The following is a 14,014-nucleotide window of genomic DNA, read 5'->3' as shown; positions in this document are numbered from 1 at the left end:
GGGAGCACGCACCGGGGGGAGGCGAAACAGGCAATCGAGCCAAACCCAGCCGGACGGAGCAGCGATATTCCTGAAGGGAATCGCGTGACTGAACGCCATATTACGCAAAAACATTCGGTGCGTAAAGACGAAATCCCGCTGATTCCCGCGTTTTCAGCCGTTCATGCCGAATAGGTTCAAAAAGCGTCAAATCCAATGCAAAGGACCCACGGCGCCAGGCGAACCGCCATCTGTGAGCCAGGCGCGAACCAACGGTGCACCTCAGCCTTCCAGATGGCGGCCAAGAAACTGCTGCAGCCGTGCGACGCCGGCGTCCAGCCGGACTGTATCGCAAGCGTAGCACCAGCGCACGAAGCCCTCGCCTTGCGGACCGAAGGCGCTGCCCGGGGCAAGGCCGAGCCCCACTTCGCGCACCAGCGCCTTGCACAGCGCCAGGCTGCGCGCCGCGCCAGGCAGTGAAAAGAACAGGTACATCGAACCGGGTGGCGTCTTCACGTCGATGCCCGGGAGCGCGGACAAGGCGCCGACCAGGTGATCGCGCGAGGCCTTCAGGTCCGCCACCAGTTGCCGTGTGAACGGCTCGCCGTGCTGCACGGCGGCGACGCCCGCCTGTTGCACGAACGCCGGCGCGCACGAGGTGTTGTATTCGACCAGCTTGCCGAGGTCGTCCATCAACGCGGCCGGGGCGACGATCCAGCCGAGCCGCCAGCCGGTCATCAGCCATGCCTTCGAGAACGAGTTCACGCAGATCACGCGCTCGTCGCGCGTCGCCAGATCGAGAAAGGACGGCGCGCTCGGCGCCGCATCGTCGGCATAGTAAAGGCGCTCGTAGACCTCATCGGCAACGATCCAGATGCCGTGGCGGCGACAATGCTCGAGTACCGTGCGCTGCTGTGCGGCGCTCATCACCCAGCCGGTCGGATTGTTCGGCGAGTTGAGCAACAGCATTTTCGTATCGGGCGTGAGCGCGCTCAGGAGGCGCTCGAGGTCAAGCGCCCAGCCTTGTTCACCGTAGCCGAGCGCGACGGTCTCGACACGGGCGCCGAGAATTTTCGGGATTTCCACCAGGTTCGGCCACAACGGTGTGACCGCGACCACCCGGTCGCCCGCGCCCACCACCAGTTGGGCGGCCAGCATCAAGGCGTTGACGCCTGCGCTCGTGACCGCGATGTGGTCGACCGAAGTCGTGCCATGCAGGCTCGTGACGTAATCGGCGAGCGCCGCGCGCAGCGGCGCGATGCCCAGATTGTGCGTATAGAAGGTCGCGCCCGCGGCGAGCGCCTCGCTTGCCGCCGTGCGGATGAATTCCGGCGTCACGCGGTCGGACTCGCCGAACCAGAACGGCAGCACGTTTTCGACACCGAACCCGGCGTTCGCCACCTCACGAATCTGGGACGACCGTAACGCGCGCACGGCATCGCGCGCGTTCGGCAAAAGGGGCGTGGGCAGATCGGATTCGCTCATCAAGACATCCAGACAGATGGGTTCGGGTGACAGCAGGTCGTGTGACGTGCGCTTACTGACGTGCCGCAGCGGCATACGCCAGGTAAAACGAGAGTTTAGCGCGCGGCGCGTTTTCAGGACGCAGTGCAGACACCGCCTACCGCGCCGCGCCCTAGCGCAGATCCTCCGCCCGCGCCGGCAACTGCCGGATCAGGCTCCATACCGCCTCCGCAGCCGGCGAGAGCGAGCGGTCGCGCCGCCGCACCATTTCGATCGTGCGTTCCGCACGCGGCACTAGCGGCCGCGCGACCAGCGAGGTATCGGCCGGCAACGGCAACGCCAGCCACGGCAACACGCTCACGCCCACCCCCGCCTCCACCAGTCCGAACACGGTGGCCGAATGCCCCAGTTCCTGCACCACACTGGCGCTCACGCCGTGATCGTTCATGACGGCGTCGATAATCGGCCGGCTACCCGATGCGTAATCGAGCATGACGAGCCGCTGCCCCTCGATATCCGTCCACGCGACCTTCTGCTGCCCAGCCAGCGGATGATCAGCGCGCGACACCAGACAGAAAGAATCCGTCATCAGCCGCTCGCTCAGCAGATCGTCCGCGGCGAACGGGCCGATGACAACGCCGAAATCCACCTCGCCCGATTTGACCTTGCGGATCACATCGCTTTGCACATCGTCGCGCAGCCCCATCGTAATGAACGGAAACTGCCGCCCGCACGCGGCCACCACCTGCGGCATCAGCCGGCAAGCCACCGTGGGGCTCGCGGCCACCACCACGCGCCCGCGCCGCTGCTCGCCGATCTCGCGGATCTCGCGCAGCGCAGCGTCGAGATCGGCCAGGAGGCGCGACACGCTCGAGACCAGGTTGCCGCCCACGTCGGTCAACTGCACCTCGCGAGTGGTGCGGTCGATCAGCTTCAGACCGATTTCCGCCTCCAGTTCCCGCACGCAACGACTCACGGCCGACTGGGTCAGCCCGATCTCGTCGCCCGCGCGGCTAAAGCTCTGCAAGCGTGCGACCTCAATGAAAACCCTTAGCTGGCGGAGCGTGACATTCATTTGAGCATCTCATCAATAGTGGCATTTGATGAGCATTGTATTGTTACTTTTAACACTCCGCTCACTATCGATTGTTTCGCTGCGATGCAGCAATAAGGCGCAAACGCACGCTGCGCGGGCTTGATTGCACAAGATTGGTGATTGTCCCGATTTGCGGGACGGGTTTTTTGGATTCTTATACGCCCCTGACTAACGCCCGCGCTGGCCCGAACTTACGGGGCTTCGAGGTAGTTTTTAATAAGGTGGCACGCTTCGTGCATTTGGATGCGCACTGGGTCGGCGCCATGGACCTGACTGCACAACCAGAACCGTGGCAAGCCCGACCCCGCCTGGCACTCAGGATTGAGTGCATGGAGAGTGCGCGGCGCGGGGCAGCGCACCGGAGTTAGCTTCGCTGAGGTGAGACATGATGCTGTTCGACGATTTGAGAGACAACGAGTGGGCGCTGGTCGAGGCGTTGTTCTGTGCGGAGCCAGCACGGAGCGAACGACGCGGCCGGCCACGCGTGGAAGCACGCGCGGTTGTCAATGCGGTCCTGTGGGTGCTGTCGACAGGAGAAGGCTGGTCCAAGCTTCCGGGTCGCTACCCCTCGCCGCCGACGTGCCGCCGCCGCTTTGACGAGTGGCAAGCCGACGGCACGCTCGCCGAAATAGTGAAGCGGCTCGGCACGAGCGGCCGGGAAATCTCGCTGCGCGGCCGTATCGGCGCGACGGCTGCCAAGCCGCCTGCACCGCCGAGCCGCGACCGTCTGCGTGGCGCCTTCTGGACCAATCCGGAATCCTGGCGCGCACCAGTCAAGATGGCCTGACACTGCTGGAGTTTTGCCACCGGGCGCCCATGGGCGCCCGGTGTCTATCCGAGCGTCGGAATCCGGCCAAGGCCGCACCGGCGACGGCGTGCCTGCGACGCGGCGGACGTGTGCGTCACGCTGCCCATCAGCGCCGCGCCGTGCCTGCGACCGTCAGGATGCCGGGCTACCGTGATACATCCATTTACGATTACTTACAGCACGCTTTCGCTCCTGTGCATACCGTACGAATATGCACACAGGCCTGACTCATCAGGTTTGAACGGAGCCCAGCATGAAACCAATGTCCCTGCTTCTGTGCGGCATTGTCGTTTCATTGATCGCCGCGCCCATCTTCGCACAGCAAAAACCTCCGGGCTGGAACTGGCAGCCCGATCGGCCCGCCACGCTCGAAGCATGGCAACAGGGCGAGCGCAACCGTAACTTCACGCCACCCGCGCCGCGTGGCGACCTGCGTGGCGATATCGCCAGCAATGTGCGCGCGCGCCCGGAGCCGGTGCACGAGGATGCGCCACGCCGCCGTTAGGGCCGCAAGGCGCGCGTCGCGACCGGCGCGATCGACAATTGGAAAAAGCAGGAAAGCGCGGCAAACCTCAGCGGAACTTGCGGGAACCACCTCGGGACGCGCCAGTCTGACCTATGCCATTAGCACAGCGTGGCAGTAGTAATTCCGGTACGCCCGTATCCTTGCGATACGGGCTTTTTTTTGCGCCTTTTTTGCGCTGGCCGTAGCGACGCCCAGCCAAGCCCGCGGCCCGACAGCGGCGCGCCGGCGCCTCGCACCCGGCAACCCGGAGGAGGCAACTACGGACGCACTTCCAGATCGGCCGTGCGGTGCTCTCCAGCAACGTAATCGGTCATCTTGCGCGCGGTCCAGTTGAGCGATCGCTCGTCGCGTTCGAGGCGAGCAAATTCGGCCCGGCCCCTATCGGTCAGCACAGCGATGTCGACCGGCGCATGAAAACCCGGAGCGGGTGCGACGGTGCGTTGCCGGACCGTCTCCATCAACCCGAGCGCGCGCAGATATTCGAATACTCCCGGACGCCGGGCCCATGGAACCTGGCGATACTGCGCCCGCCGCAGTGCTTCAAGAACTGCTTCGTTGGAATACGTGGTCATCTCACTTCTTTCTTAAAGTGCAGCCATGACACATCTTTGCGCAGCACATCACCGCGCCACCAGTGACGCGCATAGCACCCACCCATGGCGGAGAGCTTCATCGCAATGGCGATGCTACCGTCTCCCGCCAGGTGCCACCTGTTGTTCCGTGTTTTTGGGTCCCCGTTCGAACCTCGTGTTAGCGTTCCCTTCACAAGCCTATGATGCGACCGACGTGGCGCGATAGCGGCAGCGTGAATACCCTCAAAAACCATACGTTACCCCATTTAAATTGATTCTATTCACTTTATTGGCGCTTTTTTTTGCAGCAATCGTGCTAATGCCGCGGGCCCGCATCCCCCTTGCGTGCGCCGCTCTGGCCCTGTTCTGGCTGCTGGCAGCGGGCTGGTTGAGCGCACCGTTGCTCGACCTGGCCCAGCGGGGTCCACGCGCCGTTGCGCCGACGACCTACGCCGCCCGCACGACGATCGTGATGCTCGGCAGCGGCACCTACTATGACGACGCTCACAAACTGGTGCCGCGAAAAGACGCCTTGGCACGCATCGCGACGAGCGCCACCCTCTATTCGGCATGCAAACGAAGCGGCGCGACCTGCCGGGTGATCATCAGCGGGGGCAACCCACAGCGGCATGCTGCGTCGGAAGCCGACACCTACCTGCCCTATCTGCTGCAACAGCAGGTGCCGCGCACGGACATCATTCTCGAGAACCGCAGCCTCAACACCTACGAAAACGCCCGCAACGTGGCAACACTATTGCACGCCGCCCCCTACGACTCTCTGATCCTCGTCACCTCGGCGTACCAGATGCCGCGCGCCCTGCTCGACTTTCACCGCTTCGGACTCAGACCTGAGCCAGTTATCTCAAATACACGCCAGGTGCGCGTCGGCCTGCTGCCGCGCTTCGAGAATCTGGTGAACGCGGATCTCGCGCTTCATGAATTGATCGGCATCGCGCAGTTTCACGTCTACTGTCTGCTCGGGTGGTTCTGAGAAGAACATGCCCCCGACACATATTCAGTTGTACCGATTGATCTTCCGGTTGCGGCGTTTCGGTTTTGCTTCCTGCCTCAAAAGCGTCGCGAACGCTCCGGAACTTCGCCTTGTAGCTTGTGCCGATAGACGTAGGACTAGCATGTCCACATGGCAATAACACCCGTTGTGATGATGTTTAACCTTTCGGTGACACAGCCCAAACGTAACTAAATGTAACTATCTGTCAAACCTGTTACAAAGATTCTGTTGGAGCGGATATTGCTCGCTAGAATGCATTGTCCTTCCGATCGGACAGGCAGTAATCGGCCACAACCACTCTACGGAGGTAAAGATGAAGAAAGTGTCCCTGGCGATCCTGGTTTCCCTCTCGGCCCTGGCGGGCACCGCATATGCGCAAGACAATGGCGTCACGATGAGCACCGATCCGGCCAAGGCAGCCGATGTCGAACAACGTGCCCAGAACTTGCAATCCCAGCAACAAGCCATGGAAAGCGAAAAGCCCGCCATGCCGGCCAAACATCACAAGATGGCCCCGCATCACAAGAAGCCGGCCATGAAGATGGATAAAGCAGCGAGCGAGTAAGCTCGGCTGACAGAGGCAGTCCCGCTCCAGTCGCCACGACGATGTCAAGCCGAAGCCGGCCATGCCGGCTTCGGCTTTTTGTTGTCCGGGCCAGACTGACGGTATGCTAAAGTCGCGCACCGAAGAACCACCCCCAACCCGTGCGCACCTTGGTGCGGAGGACAGAATGAGCAACATCCAGCTGGACATCGAATGGACCGAAGCGGCATCCCGCAAAATCGAAAAGCTGATGCCGCGCGGCGGTCAGGAAGCGTATCTGGCCTTGCCGCCGGTTGAATGCCTGCCGATGGAAGGCGACGTGCTGTTTCTCGGCCCGGACGGCAAACAGCAACCGTTTATCGTCGCGGAGCGCCAGTATCACCATGACGGCGATGCGGACTGGACCATCATCCTGATTCTCGACGTCCCGCAGTCGACGCACTAAGCGTCAGCCGCACACGGCGGGCGCGCAGGCTGCGACGGCCGCCTGCGGCGCGGCGCCCGCCTGAGCGCCTGAACCGCGTGAACTCTTGCGCCACCTGGCAGACGAGATCCGCTATCAGGCAATCTTCTCTATCACGCGAATTTCCGAATGTTCGACCCAATCCGCGACGGCCTTCTTATAGGCCTCGATATGGGCCGACTTCGCGTGCGCGGCAAGCGCCTCCCTGCTTTCCCAGCGTTCGACGAACACAAAGCGGCGCGGCTCGCTCACATCTCGATGCAGGTCGTATTGAAACGCACCCTGCTCCTTGCGCGTCGGTCCGACGATGCCTTCGAGCGCCTCGCGCAACTTTTCTTCATGACCCGGTTTTGCCACCGAGATTGCCACTACCGCGATTTCCGCCATGCTGAGCTCCGTCTGAAAAACCAGCAGGATACCTGCCGTGCCGCAAACTTGCCGGTAGGGCGCTTGCGACAGGCACATCTGGCAAGCACGTCCGGCAGACGCAGGCGGCAAGCCGCCGTCGCAAACATCTATACAAAGGAAGCCACACGCCGCGCGGGCGAGAACCCCGCCTGGAGTTTGGCGTGCAGCCGCCGCACCGGCGTGCTAGCGTTGCCCATATGGAAGCGGGCTTGGTGCGTGTGTGATAACCCGTACATTCAGGGGAAGTTCGAACTGCTAGACTGTTTTTCGACTAATCCGCTGGAGGTCAGCGTGGCTGGGTTCGAGCTCCGTCTCTTCGGGCAGCGTATGCGCCCTGCCAACACCGTGGCCTGCGTGCCGGTGCGGCGCAGGACTTCGTTGTGGATCGTAGCGCACGTCTGAGACCACGCCACCATGCCCACAGTCGAAGAACTGACGCTCAGCGGCCTTCTGCCTCATCTGGTGCACGAAGAATCCGGCTGGACCGCCACATGGCGGGCCCTCACGTTGCACAGCGTGTTTCAGCCAGTGCTGTCCATCACCCATCAACGCATTGTCGGTTATGAAGCGTTGTTGCGCGCCGTCGACCCGGTCGGACTGTCGGTCACGCCCGACATGCTGTTTGCGGGCACCCGCTCGGCAAGCGAGGCGCGCGAGCTGGACCGGATCGCCCGCTGCCTGCACGTCGCCAATTTCATGGAGCAAAACGTCCCGGTCGGGTGGCTGTTCCTCAACACCCGGCCGCAGGTGTTCGAAACGGGCTGGCCGCAGCGTGCCTTCATCGACGAATTGTCATCACATTTCGGACTGCCGCAGGAACGCATTGTGATCGAGGTGCTTGAGCAGCCGGCCGACGACGAATCGGCCGTCGCCAGCATGCTGGCCGCATCCCAGCCGCGCGACTTTCTGATTGCGATCGACGACTTCGGCACCGGTTTCTCGAACTTCGACCGGGTGTGGCGCTTCCGCCCCGACATCGTCAAACTGGACCGCTCGCTGGTGGCGCGCGCCGGCAAACGCCAGGGCGACGAGTCGCTGATCGGCCACCTGATCGCCATGCTGCACCAATCGGGGACGCTGGTGCTGGCCGAAGGGGTCGAGACCGACGACGAACTGATGATCCTGATGCAAGCCGACGTGGACTTCGTTCAGGGCTTCTGGCTCGGCCAGCCGAAGGGCTCCGTGCAGGCCGCCTGTGCGCGGGTACCCGCCCTGATCGAATCGATGTGGCGCAAGTTCGCCGACTATGAACGCAAGCACGCCCGCCATCAGCGCCTTGGCTTCGAGGGCTTTGCCGAAGCGGTGCTGGCGGCGTCCCACAGCTTCGCCGCGAGCGGCGACCTCGCTCAGGCGGCGCAACTCGTGTTCTCGATTCCAGAAGCACGCCGGGTGTTCGTCACCGACGATCAGGGCGAGCAAACCCTGCCGTCCATCTGCGCCCCTTCCGTGCCACCGCCCCCGCAGCGCCTTGCACCGCTGCTGGCGACGACGCGCAGCAACTGGTCGCGCCGGGCATACTTCAAGCATGCGCTGGCCGCGCCGGGCCGCGTCGCCATGATGGGACCGCACTACTCGCTGATCGACGGCGAAGACTGCTACACGGCCGCCGTTACGCTCGAGCGCGAAGGCAAGACCATCATCCTGTGCGTCGATTTCATTCCCGGCGCCCGCAGCGCGCCCGGCCCGCGCAGGCGCTGAGCCGCAGCGACAGCAGCAACCACGCCACCGTCCGGGCCTCCACCACCTCAGTCGTCCACTCGCGAGCGACCCAGCTTGATCTCGCCGCGCCGTGCCTTGGTATCGAGCCGACGCCGGTTCGAGGCGCGCGTCGGCCGGGTAGCGACGCGCGGGGTGCGCGTCACGCTGACGCTCTGAATCAGCTCGTCGAGCCGCTCCAGCGCGGACGCTCGATTCATCTCCTGGGTGCGATGCTCTTGGGCCTTGATGATGACTACGCCATCGCGCGTAAGCCGGCGATCCGACAGAGCGAGCAGCCGCATCTTGAGAACCTCGGGCAAAGACGACGCGCGCACATCGAAGCGCAGATGAATCGCACTGGAAACCTTGTTGACGTTCTGCCCACCCGCCCCTTGCGCGCGCACGGCGGTCAGTTCGACTTCATTGGGCGGGATCGGATAACGGGATGTCATGGCGTGGGTATAGAGCAACGAACCGCAAGTGTACACACGTGCCCAGCAGCCGTCTCGCACGACAAAACCCGCGGCGGCGGCTCGGCCGGACGCTTGCGAGTGCCACGCAAGCCGCTATCGGCAAGCCGAACCGATGCACAAAAAAAGTTGCCGAACACCGTCGCGTCGCCGATACTGGCATCCATCGCTTACAACGTAAATTAATATGAAGCTGCGCCCCGCTGTCCTGCTCGACCTGGCCGTCAACCTGCTGCTGCCATGGCTGGCTTACCGGCTCGCGGCGCCCCATTGGGGCGAGACCGGCGGCCTGATCGCCTCGGCCGTGCCGCCCGTGATCTGGAGCCTCGTCGAGCTGGCGCGCTTCAGGCGCGTCGACGCACTCAGCGTGATCGTGCTGACAGGCATCGTGCTGTCGATCTGCGCAATGGCGCTGGGCGGCAGCCCGCGCATGTTGCTGCTGCGCGAATCTCTGGTGTCCGGCGCGATCGGCGTGGCGTTTCTGCTGTCGCTGCCGCTGCGCCGGCCGCTCATCTTCTATCTGGCCCGCGCCACGGTAGCCCGCGAACAGGCAGACGGTGCCGCGCGCCTCACTGCGCTGATCGACGAGCGCCCTGACGTCGCCGCCGCGATGCGCCTGATGACCGCGGTGTGGGGCATGGGCCTCACCGGCGAGACGCTGTTGCGCTCATGGATGGCGTGGACCTGGCCGATCGAGCGCTTCCTAGTGGTCTCGCCTTTCATCGGCTACGGCATTTATGGCGCGCTGCTGACGTGGACGCTGTGGTACCGCAAAACCTTGCGCGACCGGGCCAACGCAGCGGCGCAGGTGAACGGCATGCCGGGTTGAACCGCGCCGGAAACCCCGCGCACAACGCTTGAAGACGACGCTTGAAGAACAGCATAGCAAACGCATCGACACGACATAACCTGGCCTGACGGACGAGGTCAGATGAGCCATAAAATCAGTTAGACTCATCACCGGTTTGGGGCTTCCCTGCAGTCTCATTTTTGTCGTGGTACGAAAACTCCAGGCAGTCGATGCGCTATTCGGTCGAGATCAAAAAATTCCTATATAGCCAGTACTTTTATGGCGGTCTGCGGATCGCGGTCGGCGTCTCGTTACCGGCCGTCATTTGCCTGCTGCTGTTCCACGACCAGGAGCTGGGCTTCACGATTGCGACCGGCGCGCTCGGCGCATGCGTGGTCGACATGCCGGGTCCGCTCAAGTACAAGCACAACGAAATGCTGGCGTGCAGCGTGATCGGCTTCCTGTCGGCGCTCGCCACCGGCCTCGCTACCGTCAACCCGGTGGCGCTGTGGTGCACGGTGGTGCCGCTCACCTTCGTGCTGTCTCTGATCGTCGTGTACGGCAACCGCTGGCCGCAGATCAGCTTCGCCACGCTCTTCATGATGATCATGACGCTTGAAGAGCACTTCACGCCGCTGCAGGCACTCGTCAACGCGGCCTGGATTCTCGCGGGCGGTCTCTGGTACACCTACTGGTCGACCTTGGTGAGCCGCTGGCAGATGCACCGCATCGAACAGCAGGCGCTCGCCGAAAGCGTGTTCGCCTGCGCGGACTATCTGCTCGCGCGCTCCGACTTCTACGACCTCGATAACGAACTCGACGAGTGCTACCGCAATCTGGTCGCCAAGCAGATCGCGGCGGTCGAACGTCAGGACGCGGCACGCGACATCGTGCTGCGCAACCTGCCCAAGCTCAAGACAGGCAAGCTCGAACCGCGCCGCGCCATGCTGTTCAACCTGTTCATCAACACGGTCGACCTGCATGAACTGTTCGTCGGCGCCCATACCGACTACCCGATGGTGCGCAACACCTTCGGCGGCTCGGACATGCTCACGTTCTATCGCGACCTGATCCGCAAGGCCGCGGCCGACCTCGAAGAGATCGGTCTCGCCGTACTGCAGAACCAGCCGCCGCGCAGCCGCGTCAATGTAAAGGCCGAATTGCGCGCCATCGAGTTCGAAATCGAGCTGATGCGCAAGCACGATATGCCGACGAAGAACCCGGAGGCCTATTCGGCGGTGTCGGCTACATTCCGCCGCATCTGGAGCGCGACGCGTCTGATCGACAAGATGCGCAAGAGCCTCTCCAGCGAAGCGCGAACGACCGAAACCGAACTGCGCCTCGACCAGGCGCTGACGCGCTTCGTCTCGAGCCGGCGGGTGCCGTTCGGGCAGATCTTCTCGAACCTGACCATGGCCTCGCCGAGCTTCCGTCATGCGCTGCGCGTGACGATCGCGGTGGCCGTCGGCTTCTGGCTCGGGCGGCTGTTGCCGCTCACCAATGCGTACTGGATCGTGATGACCACCGTCATCATCCTGAAGCCCGGCTATTCGCTCACCAAGCAGCGTAACGGGCAGCGGATCGTCGGCACGCTGATCGGCTGCACGGCGAGTATCGCGTTGATCGTGTTCGTTAAGGAACCGCACATCCTGCTGGTCGTGATGTTTGCCTCGATGGTGATGAGCTACAGCCTGCTGCTGTTCAACTATGCGGCGAGTGTCGTGTTCACCTCGTCATACGTGCTGCTGATGTTTCACCTGCTGGCGCCGGGCAGCATGCGGATCATCGGCGAACGGGCCATCGATACGGTGGTCGGTTGCGCGATAGCCATTGCCGCCAGCCACCTGTTCCCCTACTGGGAATACCGGCTGATGGGCAAACTCGTCAACAGCATGATTGCCGCGACCCGGCAATATCTGGAAGCGAGCTGGTGGTGGAGCGGCAAGCCGGTTGCGGTCGCCACGGCAGTCGTCACCGAGGCCGGTGCACGCGCGCCTGCGGCCGCAATGGCAGACCCGGTAGGAAGTTTCGGCGCCGCGGGGTTTGGCGGGCCGAGCTTTGGGACGGCGAAGCTGGCCTCGGCTGGGGCGAGCGGCGGCACGTCGAGCACGCCTGCCACAGCGGCCCCCTCAGCACCGTCAGCCGCCCCGGTTGCTGCCGCTGCCGCGGCAACGACGCCCGCCGCCTCCGCCGCGGCGGTTGCGCTCGAGCGCGACTACCGTTACCGCCTCGCCCGCAAGAATGTGCACGTGGCGTTCGCCAACCTGGGGCAGGCCTTCCAGCGCATGATGCTGGAGCCGAAGGCGGCGCAGAAATTTGTCCCCGAACTCAACGACCTGCTGGTGCGCAGCCACGCGCTAGCCTCGCAGATCACCGCAGCCGCGCCCTTGTTGCGCACCTCGGCCCAGCAGCAGGAAAGCGTCTCCCTGCAACCACTACAACGCGTGCTCAACATGGTGCGGGACACTCTCACGGAGGCCGAGGCCGGCGCGGCGCTGCCCGCCGACCAGGCCGAGCTCACCAGACAGCTCGGGCGCGAACTCGATGCAATGGTGGTCGAAGCCGAGAAATCGGCGGACTACTCTGCGGACGCCGTGCATGAACTGAAACTGCTCGCGCATCAGTGCAAGCAGATGCTCGCGGCAGCCAACCTGATCCGCAAGGACGCGAGCGTGATCCGGCTGCCGGAAGAGTAAGCGAACCCAGCTTAGGCTCGCGCAACGAAGGTCGAGCAACGCGCTAACGCGGCGCGGCCTACCGGCGCGCTCCCCCGCGTTTCCCTCAGCGCATCATTGCGACGCGCTGCTCGCCGCTGCAGCAGCCGTTGCTGAAGCCACGTCCGGCGTTGCGGCATTCTCGCGGTCGAACTCGCGCTTACCGCTGATTGCGTTATAGAGAAGCGTCGCAATCACCAGCAATACCGCGATCACGATAAACACGGCGATGCCAAAGGTCGGGTTCTTCTTGCGCGGTTCGTTCATGAGGCTGCTCGACTCTCGGGTAATGTCCAGGAAGGCTGGCATTCTACGCCCACCCGGCTTGCACATGGCTTGCATGGCGACCATTCGGATCGCATCCCTATGCGCGCGCAGACTCCGAATCCGCCAGCGATGCCGATATTCAAACCCTAAGCTGAAGCGGACGGCCCGCCGGCCGCCGCCACCTCGTCGACGCTCCAATACACAGGCTTGCCGAGCTGACGCGCTAGCCGCACGTCGTTATCCGCGCCAGCGGATTCGCCTTCGATGCGCAACACCGCGTCGCACTGCTCGATCAACCTGGCGGCGACCGGATACAGGAATGCCTCGCTGATTGCATCGCCGAGCGCTTCGGAGCCGGCTGCGGCCGCCAAGGGAAGAGCCACCCATTCGCCGATCATCGGCATATGACCTCGTCGATAGACCTGCAGCGCGGTCTGCTCCAGCCGCTTGAGGTTTAGCGCGATGCGTTCGGGATCGCCCTGAGTACCGCTGCGATACGGGCCGGCTATCAGGATCAGTTGCGGACTCATCTGGTATGCGGCTCCATCAGTCCGTTCAGCGCAGCGTGCTGCAGCAGCATGATCGTCTTGGCATCCACGATTTCCCCGCGGCGCACTGCAGCGAGCGCGTCGTCGAACGTTAGCTCGATCACTTCGAGATCTTCGCCCTCGGCTTCGATTCCACCGCCACCGCCGATACGCGACGCCGCGTCATATTCAGCGATGAAAAAATGCAGCTTCTCCGTCACCGAACCCGGGCTCATGTACGCCTCGAAGACTTTCTGCACGTCTCGTACCCGGTAGCCGGTTTCCTCCTCCACCTCAGCGCGGATTCGTTCCTCCGGCGACGCATTGTCGAGCAACCCTCCCGGCGCTTCCACCATCATTCCATCGTGGCCATTCACGAACGCCGGCAATCTGAACTGCCGGGTCAGTATCACCGTCCTTCTGGCGCGGTCGAACAGGAGGATCGTCGCTCCGTTGCCGCGATCGTACGTTTCGCGACTCTGCCGCTGCCAACTGCCGTCGCGCCGCTGGAAATCGAAGGTCGTCTTCTTCAGGACATACCAGTCGTCCGAAAGCACGGTGGTATCGATGATGCGCACACGGTCTTGCGTTGCAGTCACGGATCGCTCCAACTGGCGAAAAAGGAGCACCCATGATATCGTGCAATTTCGTGCAATATCAAGAAAAAACGTGCAAC

Annotated in this window: 15 protein-coding genes and 1 pseudogene; 8 read left to right on the top strand and 8 right to left on the bottom strand. The window is 63.3% G+C overall.

Annotation, left to right across the window (positions count from 1 at the left end; all coding sequences use genetic code 11):
- Positions 1-261: 261 nt before the first annotated feature.
- Positions 262-1,464, bottom strand: a complete 1,203-nt coding sequence (locus tag AC1ECK_RS29545) for a pyridoxal phosphate-dependent aminotransferase (protein WP_480325563.1) — start codon at positions 1,462-1,464, stop codon at positions 262-264.
- 151 nt (positions 1,465-1,615) lie between these two features.
- Complete coding sequence (locus AC1ECK_RS29540) at positions 1,616-2,518, bottom strand: LysR substrate-binding domain-containing protein (RefSeq protein ID WP_480325561.1); 903 nt, start codon at positions 2,516-2,518, stop codon at positions 1,616-1,618.
- 409 nt (positions 2,519-2,927) lie between these two features.
- Here AC1ECK_RS29540 and AC1ECK_RS29535 point away from each other — a divergent pair.
- Positions 2,928-3,323, top strand: a pseudogene (locus AC1ECK_RS29535) (transposase); the annotation flags it as partial.
- 277 nt (positions 3,324-3,600) lie between these two features.
- Entirely contained in the window at positions 3,601-3,852 is a 252-nt protein-coding gene (locus AC1ECK_RS29530) for a hypothetical protein (RefSeq protein WP_480325559.1), read from the top strand.
- Positions 3,853-4,130: 278 nt separating this feature from the next.
- Here AC1ECK_RS29530 and AC1ECK_RS29525 read toward each other — a convergent pair whose 3' ends face one another.
- Positions 4,131-4,445, bottom strand: a complete 315-nt coding sequence (locus AC1ECK_RS29525; protein ID WP_480325557.1) for a hypothetical protein — start codon at positions 4,443-4,445, stop codon at positions 4,131-4,133.
- Positions 4,446-4,716: 271 nt separating this feature from the next.
- On the opposite strand from AC1ECK_RS29525, the gene AC1ECK_RS29520 reads away from it, so the two are divergent.
- From AC1ECK_RS29520 to AC1ECK_RS29510, 3 genes are all read left to right on the top strand, one after another.
- Complete coding sequence (locus AC1ECK_RS29520; protein WP_480325555.1) at positions 4,717-5,436, top strand: YdcF family protein; 720 nt, start codon at positions 4,717-4,719, stop codon at positions 5,434-5,436.
- Between the two features lie 334 nt (positions 5,437-5,770).
- Complete coding sequence (locus AC1ECK_RS29515) at positions 5,771-6,022, top strand: hypothetical protein (protein WP_480325553.1); 252 nt, start codon at positions 5,771-5,773, stop codon at positions 6,020-6,022.
- Between the two features lie 166 nt (positions 6,023-6,188).
- On the top strand, positions 6,189-6,446 hold the full coding sequence (locus AC1ECK_RS29510; protein WP_074264996.1) for a DNA-binding protein: 258 nt from the start codon (positions 6,189-6,191) through the stop codon (positions 6,444-6,446).
- Positions 6,447-6,560: 114 nt separating this feature from the next.
- On the opposite strand, the gene AC1ECK_RS29505 is transcribed toward AC1ECK_RS29510, so the two are convergent.
- Positions 6,561-6,851 carry a putative quinol monooxygenase gene (locus AC1ECK_RS29505; protein WP_480325551.1) on the bottom strand — a complete coding sequence of 97 codons (291 nt, stop codon included), beginning with the start codon at positions 6,849-6,851 and terminating at the stop codon, positions 6,561-6,563.
- 435 nt (positions 6,852-7,286) lie between these two features.
- Between AC1ECK_RS29505 and AC1ECK_RS29500 the strand changes: the two genes are divergently transcribed.
- Positions 7,287-8,570: a sensor domain-containing phosphodiesterase gene (locus tag AC1ECK_RS29500; RefSeq protein ID WP_480325549.1), complete on the top strand. Its 1,284-nt coding sequence runs from the start codon at positions 7,287-7,289 to the stop codon at positions 8,568-8,570.
- A 47-nt stretch (positions 8,571-8,617) separates the two neighbouring features.
- Here AC1ECK_RS29500 and arfB read toward each other — a convergent pair whose 3' ends face one another.
- Positions 8,618-9,022 (bottom strand): alternative ribosome rescue aminoacyl-tRNA hydrolase ArfB, encoded by a 405-nt coding sequence (gene arfB, locus AC1ECK_RS29495; RefSeq protein WP_480325547.1) that lies wholly within the window; start codon positions 9,020-9,022, stop codon positions 8,618-8,620.
- Between the two features lie 205 nt (positions 9,023-9,227).
- On the opposite strand from arfB, the gene AC1ECK_RS29490 reads away from it, so the two are divergent.
- Both AC1ECK_RS29490 and AC1ECK_RS29485 read left to right on the top strand, forming a co-directional pair.
- Positions 9,228-9,869 carry a VC0807 family protein gene (locus tag AC1ECK_RS29490; protein WP_480325545.1) on the top strand — a complete coding sequence of 214 codons (642 nt, stop codon included), beginning with the start codon at positions 9,228-9,230 and terminating at the stop codon, positions 9,867-9,869.
- 191 nt (positions 9,870-10,060) lie between these two features.
- Positions 10,061-12,526 (top strand): FUSC family protein, encoded by a 2,466-nt coding sequence (locus AC1ECK_RS29485; protein ID WP_480325624.1) that lies wholly within the window; start codon positions 10,061-10,063, stop codon positions 12,524-12,526.
- Between the two features lie 93 nt (positions 12,527-12,619).
- On the opposite strand, the gene AC1ECK_RS29480 is transcribed toward AC1ECK_RS29485, so the two are convergent.
- From AC1ECK_RS29480 to AC1ECK_RS29470, 3 genes are all read right to left on the bottom strand, one after another.
- Positions 12,620-12,811: a hypothetical protein gene (locus AC1ECK_RS29480; protein WP_480325543.1), complete on the bottom strand. Its 192-nt coding sequence runs from the start codon at positions 12,809-12,811 to the stop codon at positions 12,620-12,622.
- 146 nt (positions 12,812-12,957) lie between these two features.
- Positions 12,958-13,341, bottom strand: a complete 384-nt coding sequence (locus tag AC1ECK_RS29475; RefSeq protein ID WP_480325541.1) for a DUF4406 domain-containing protein — start codon at positions 13,339-13,341, stop codon at positions 12,958-12,960.
- Complete coding sequence (locus AC1ECK_RS29470; protein WP_480325539.1) at positions 13,338-13,937, bottom strand: NUDIX domain-containing protein; 600 nt, start codon at positions 13,935-13,937, stop codon at positions 13,338-13,340. Before AC1ECK_RS29470 ends, AC1ECK_RS29475 begins: the two co-directional genes overlap by 4 nt.
- Between the last annotated feature and the right edge of the window lie 77 nt (positions 13,938-14,014).

The sequence above is a fragment of the Paraburkholderia sp. SSBN10T genome, from assembly GCF_056619545.1.
The sequence above is the reverse complement of the archived record's forward strand: the minus strand, read 5'-3'. Positions and strand labels throughout refer to the sequence as shown.

Excerpts from the sequence above, each read along its gene's own strand:
- AC1ECK_RS29545 (WP_480325563.1), bottom strand. The coding sequence starts at position 1,464 with ATGAGCGAATCCGATCTGCCCACGCCCCTTTTGCCGAACGCGCGCGAT.
- AC1ECK_RS29540 (WP_480325561.1), bottom strand. The coding sequence starts at position 2,518 with ATGAATGTCACGCTCCGCCAGCTAAGGGTTTTCATTGAGGTCGCACGC.
- AC1ECK_RS29530 (WP_480325559.1), top strand. The coding sequence starts at position 3,601 with ATGAAACCAATGTCCCTGCTTCTGTGCGGCATTGTCGTTTCATTGATC.
- AC1ECK_RS29525 (WP_480325557.1), bottom strand. The coding sequence starts at position 4,445 with ATGACCACGTATTCCAACGAAGCAGTTCTTGAAGCACTGCGGCGGGCG.
- AC1ECK_RS29515 (WP_480325553.1), top strand. The coding sequence starts at position 5,771 with ATGAAGAAAGTGTCCCTGGCGATCCTGGTTTCCCTCTCGGCCCTGGCG.
- AC1ECK_RS29510 (WP_074264996.1), top strand. The coding sequence starts at position 6,189 with ATGAGCAACATCCAGCTGGACATCGAATGGACCGAAGCGGCATCCCGC.
- AC1ECK_RS29505 (WP_480325551.1), bottom strand. The coding sequence starts at position 6,851 with ATGGCGGAAATCGCGGTAGTGGCAATCTCGGTGGCAAAACCGGGTCAT.
- AC1ECK_RS29500 (WP_480325549.1), top strand. The coding sequence starts at position 7,287 with ATGCCCACAGTCGAAGAACTGACGCTCAGCGGCCTTCTGCCTCATCTG.
- arfB (WP_480325547.1), bottom strand. The coding sequence starts at position 9,022 with ATGACATCCCGTTATCCGATCCCGCCCAATGAAGTCGAACTGACCGCC.
- AC1ECK_RS29490 (WP_480325545.1), top strand. The coding sequence starts at position 9,228 with ATGAAGCTGCGCCCCGCTGTCCTGCTCGACCTGGCCGTCAACCTGCTG.
- AC1ECK_RS29485 (WP_480325624.1), top strand. The coding sequence starts at position 10,061 with ATGCGCTATTCGGTCGAGATCAAAAAATTCCTATATAGCCAGTACTTT.
- AC1ECK_RS29480 (WP_480325543.1), bottom strand. The coding sequence starts at position 12,811 with ATGAACGAACCGCGCAAGAAGAACCCGACCTTTGGCATCGCCGTGTTT.
- AC1ECK_RS29475 (WP_480325541.1), bottom strand. The coding sequence starts at position 13,341 with ATGAGTCCGCAACTGATCCTGATAGCCGGCCCGTATCGCAGCGGTACT.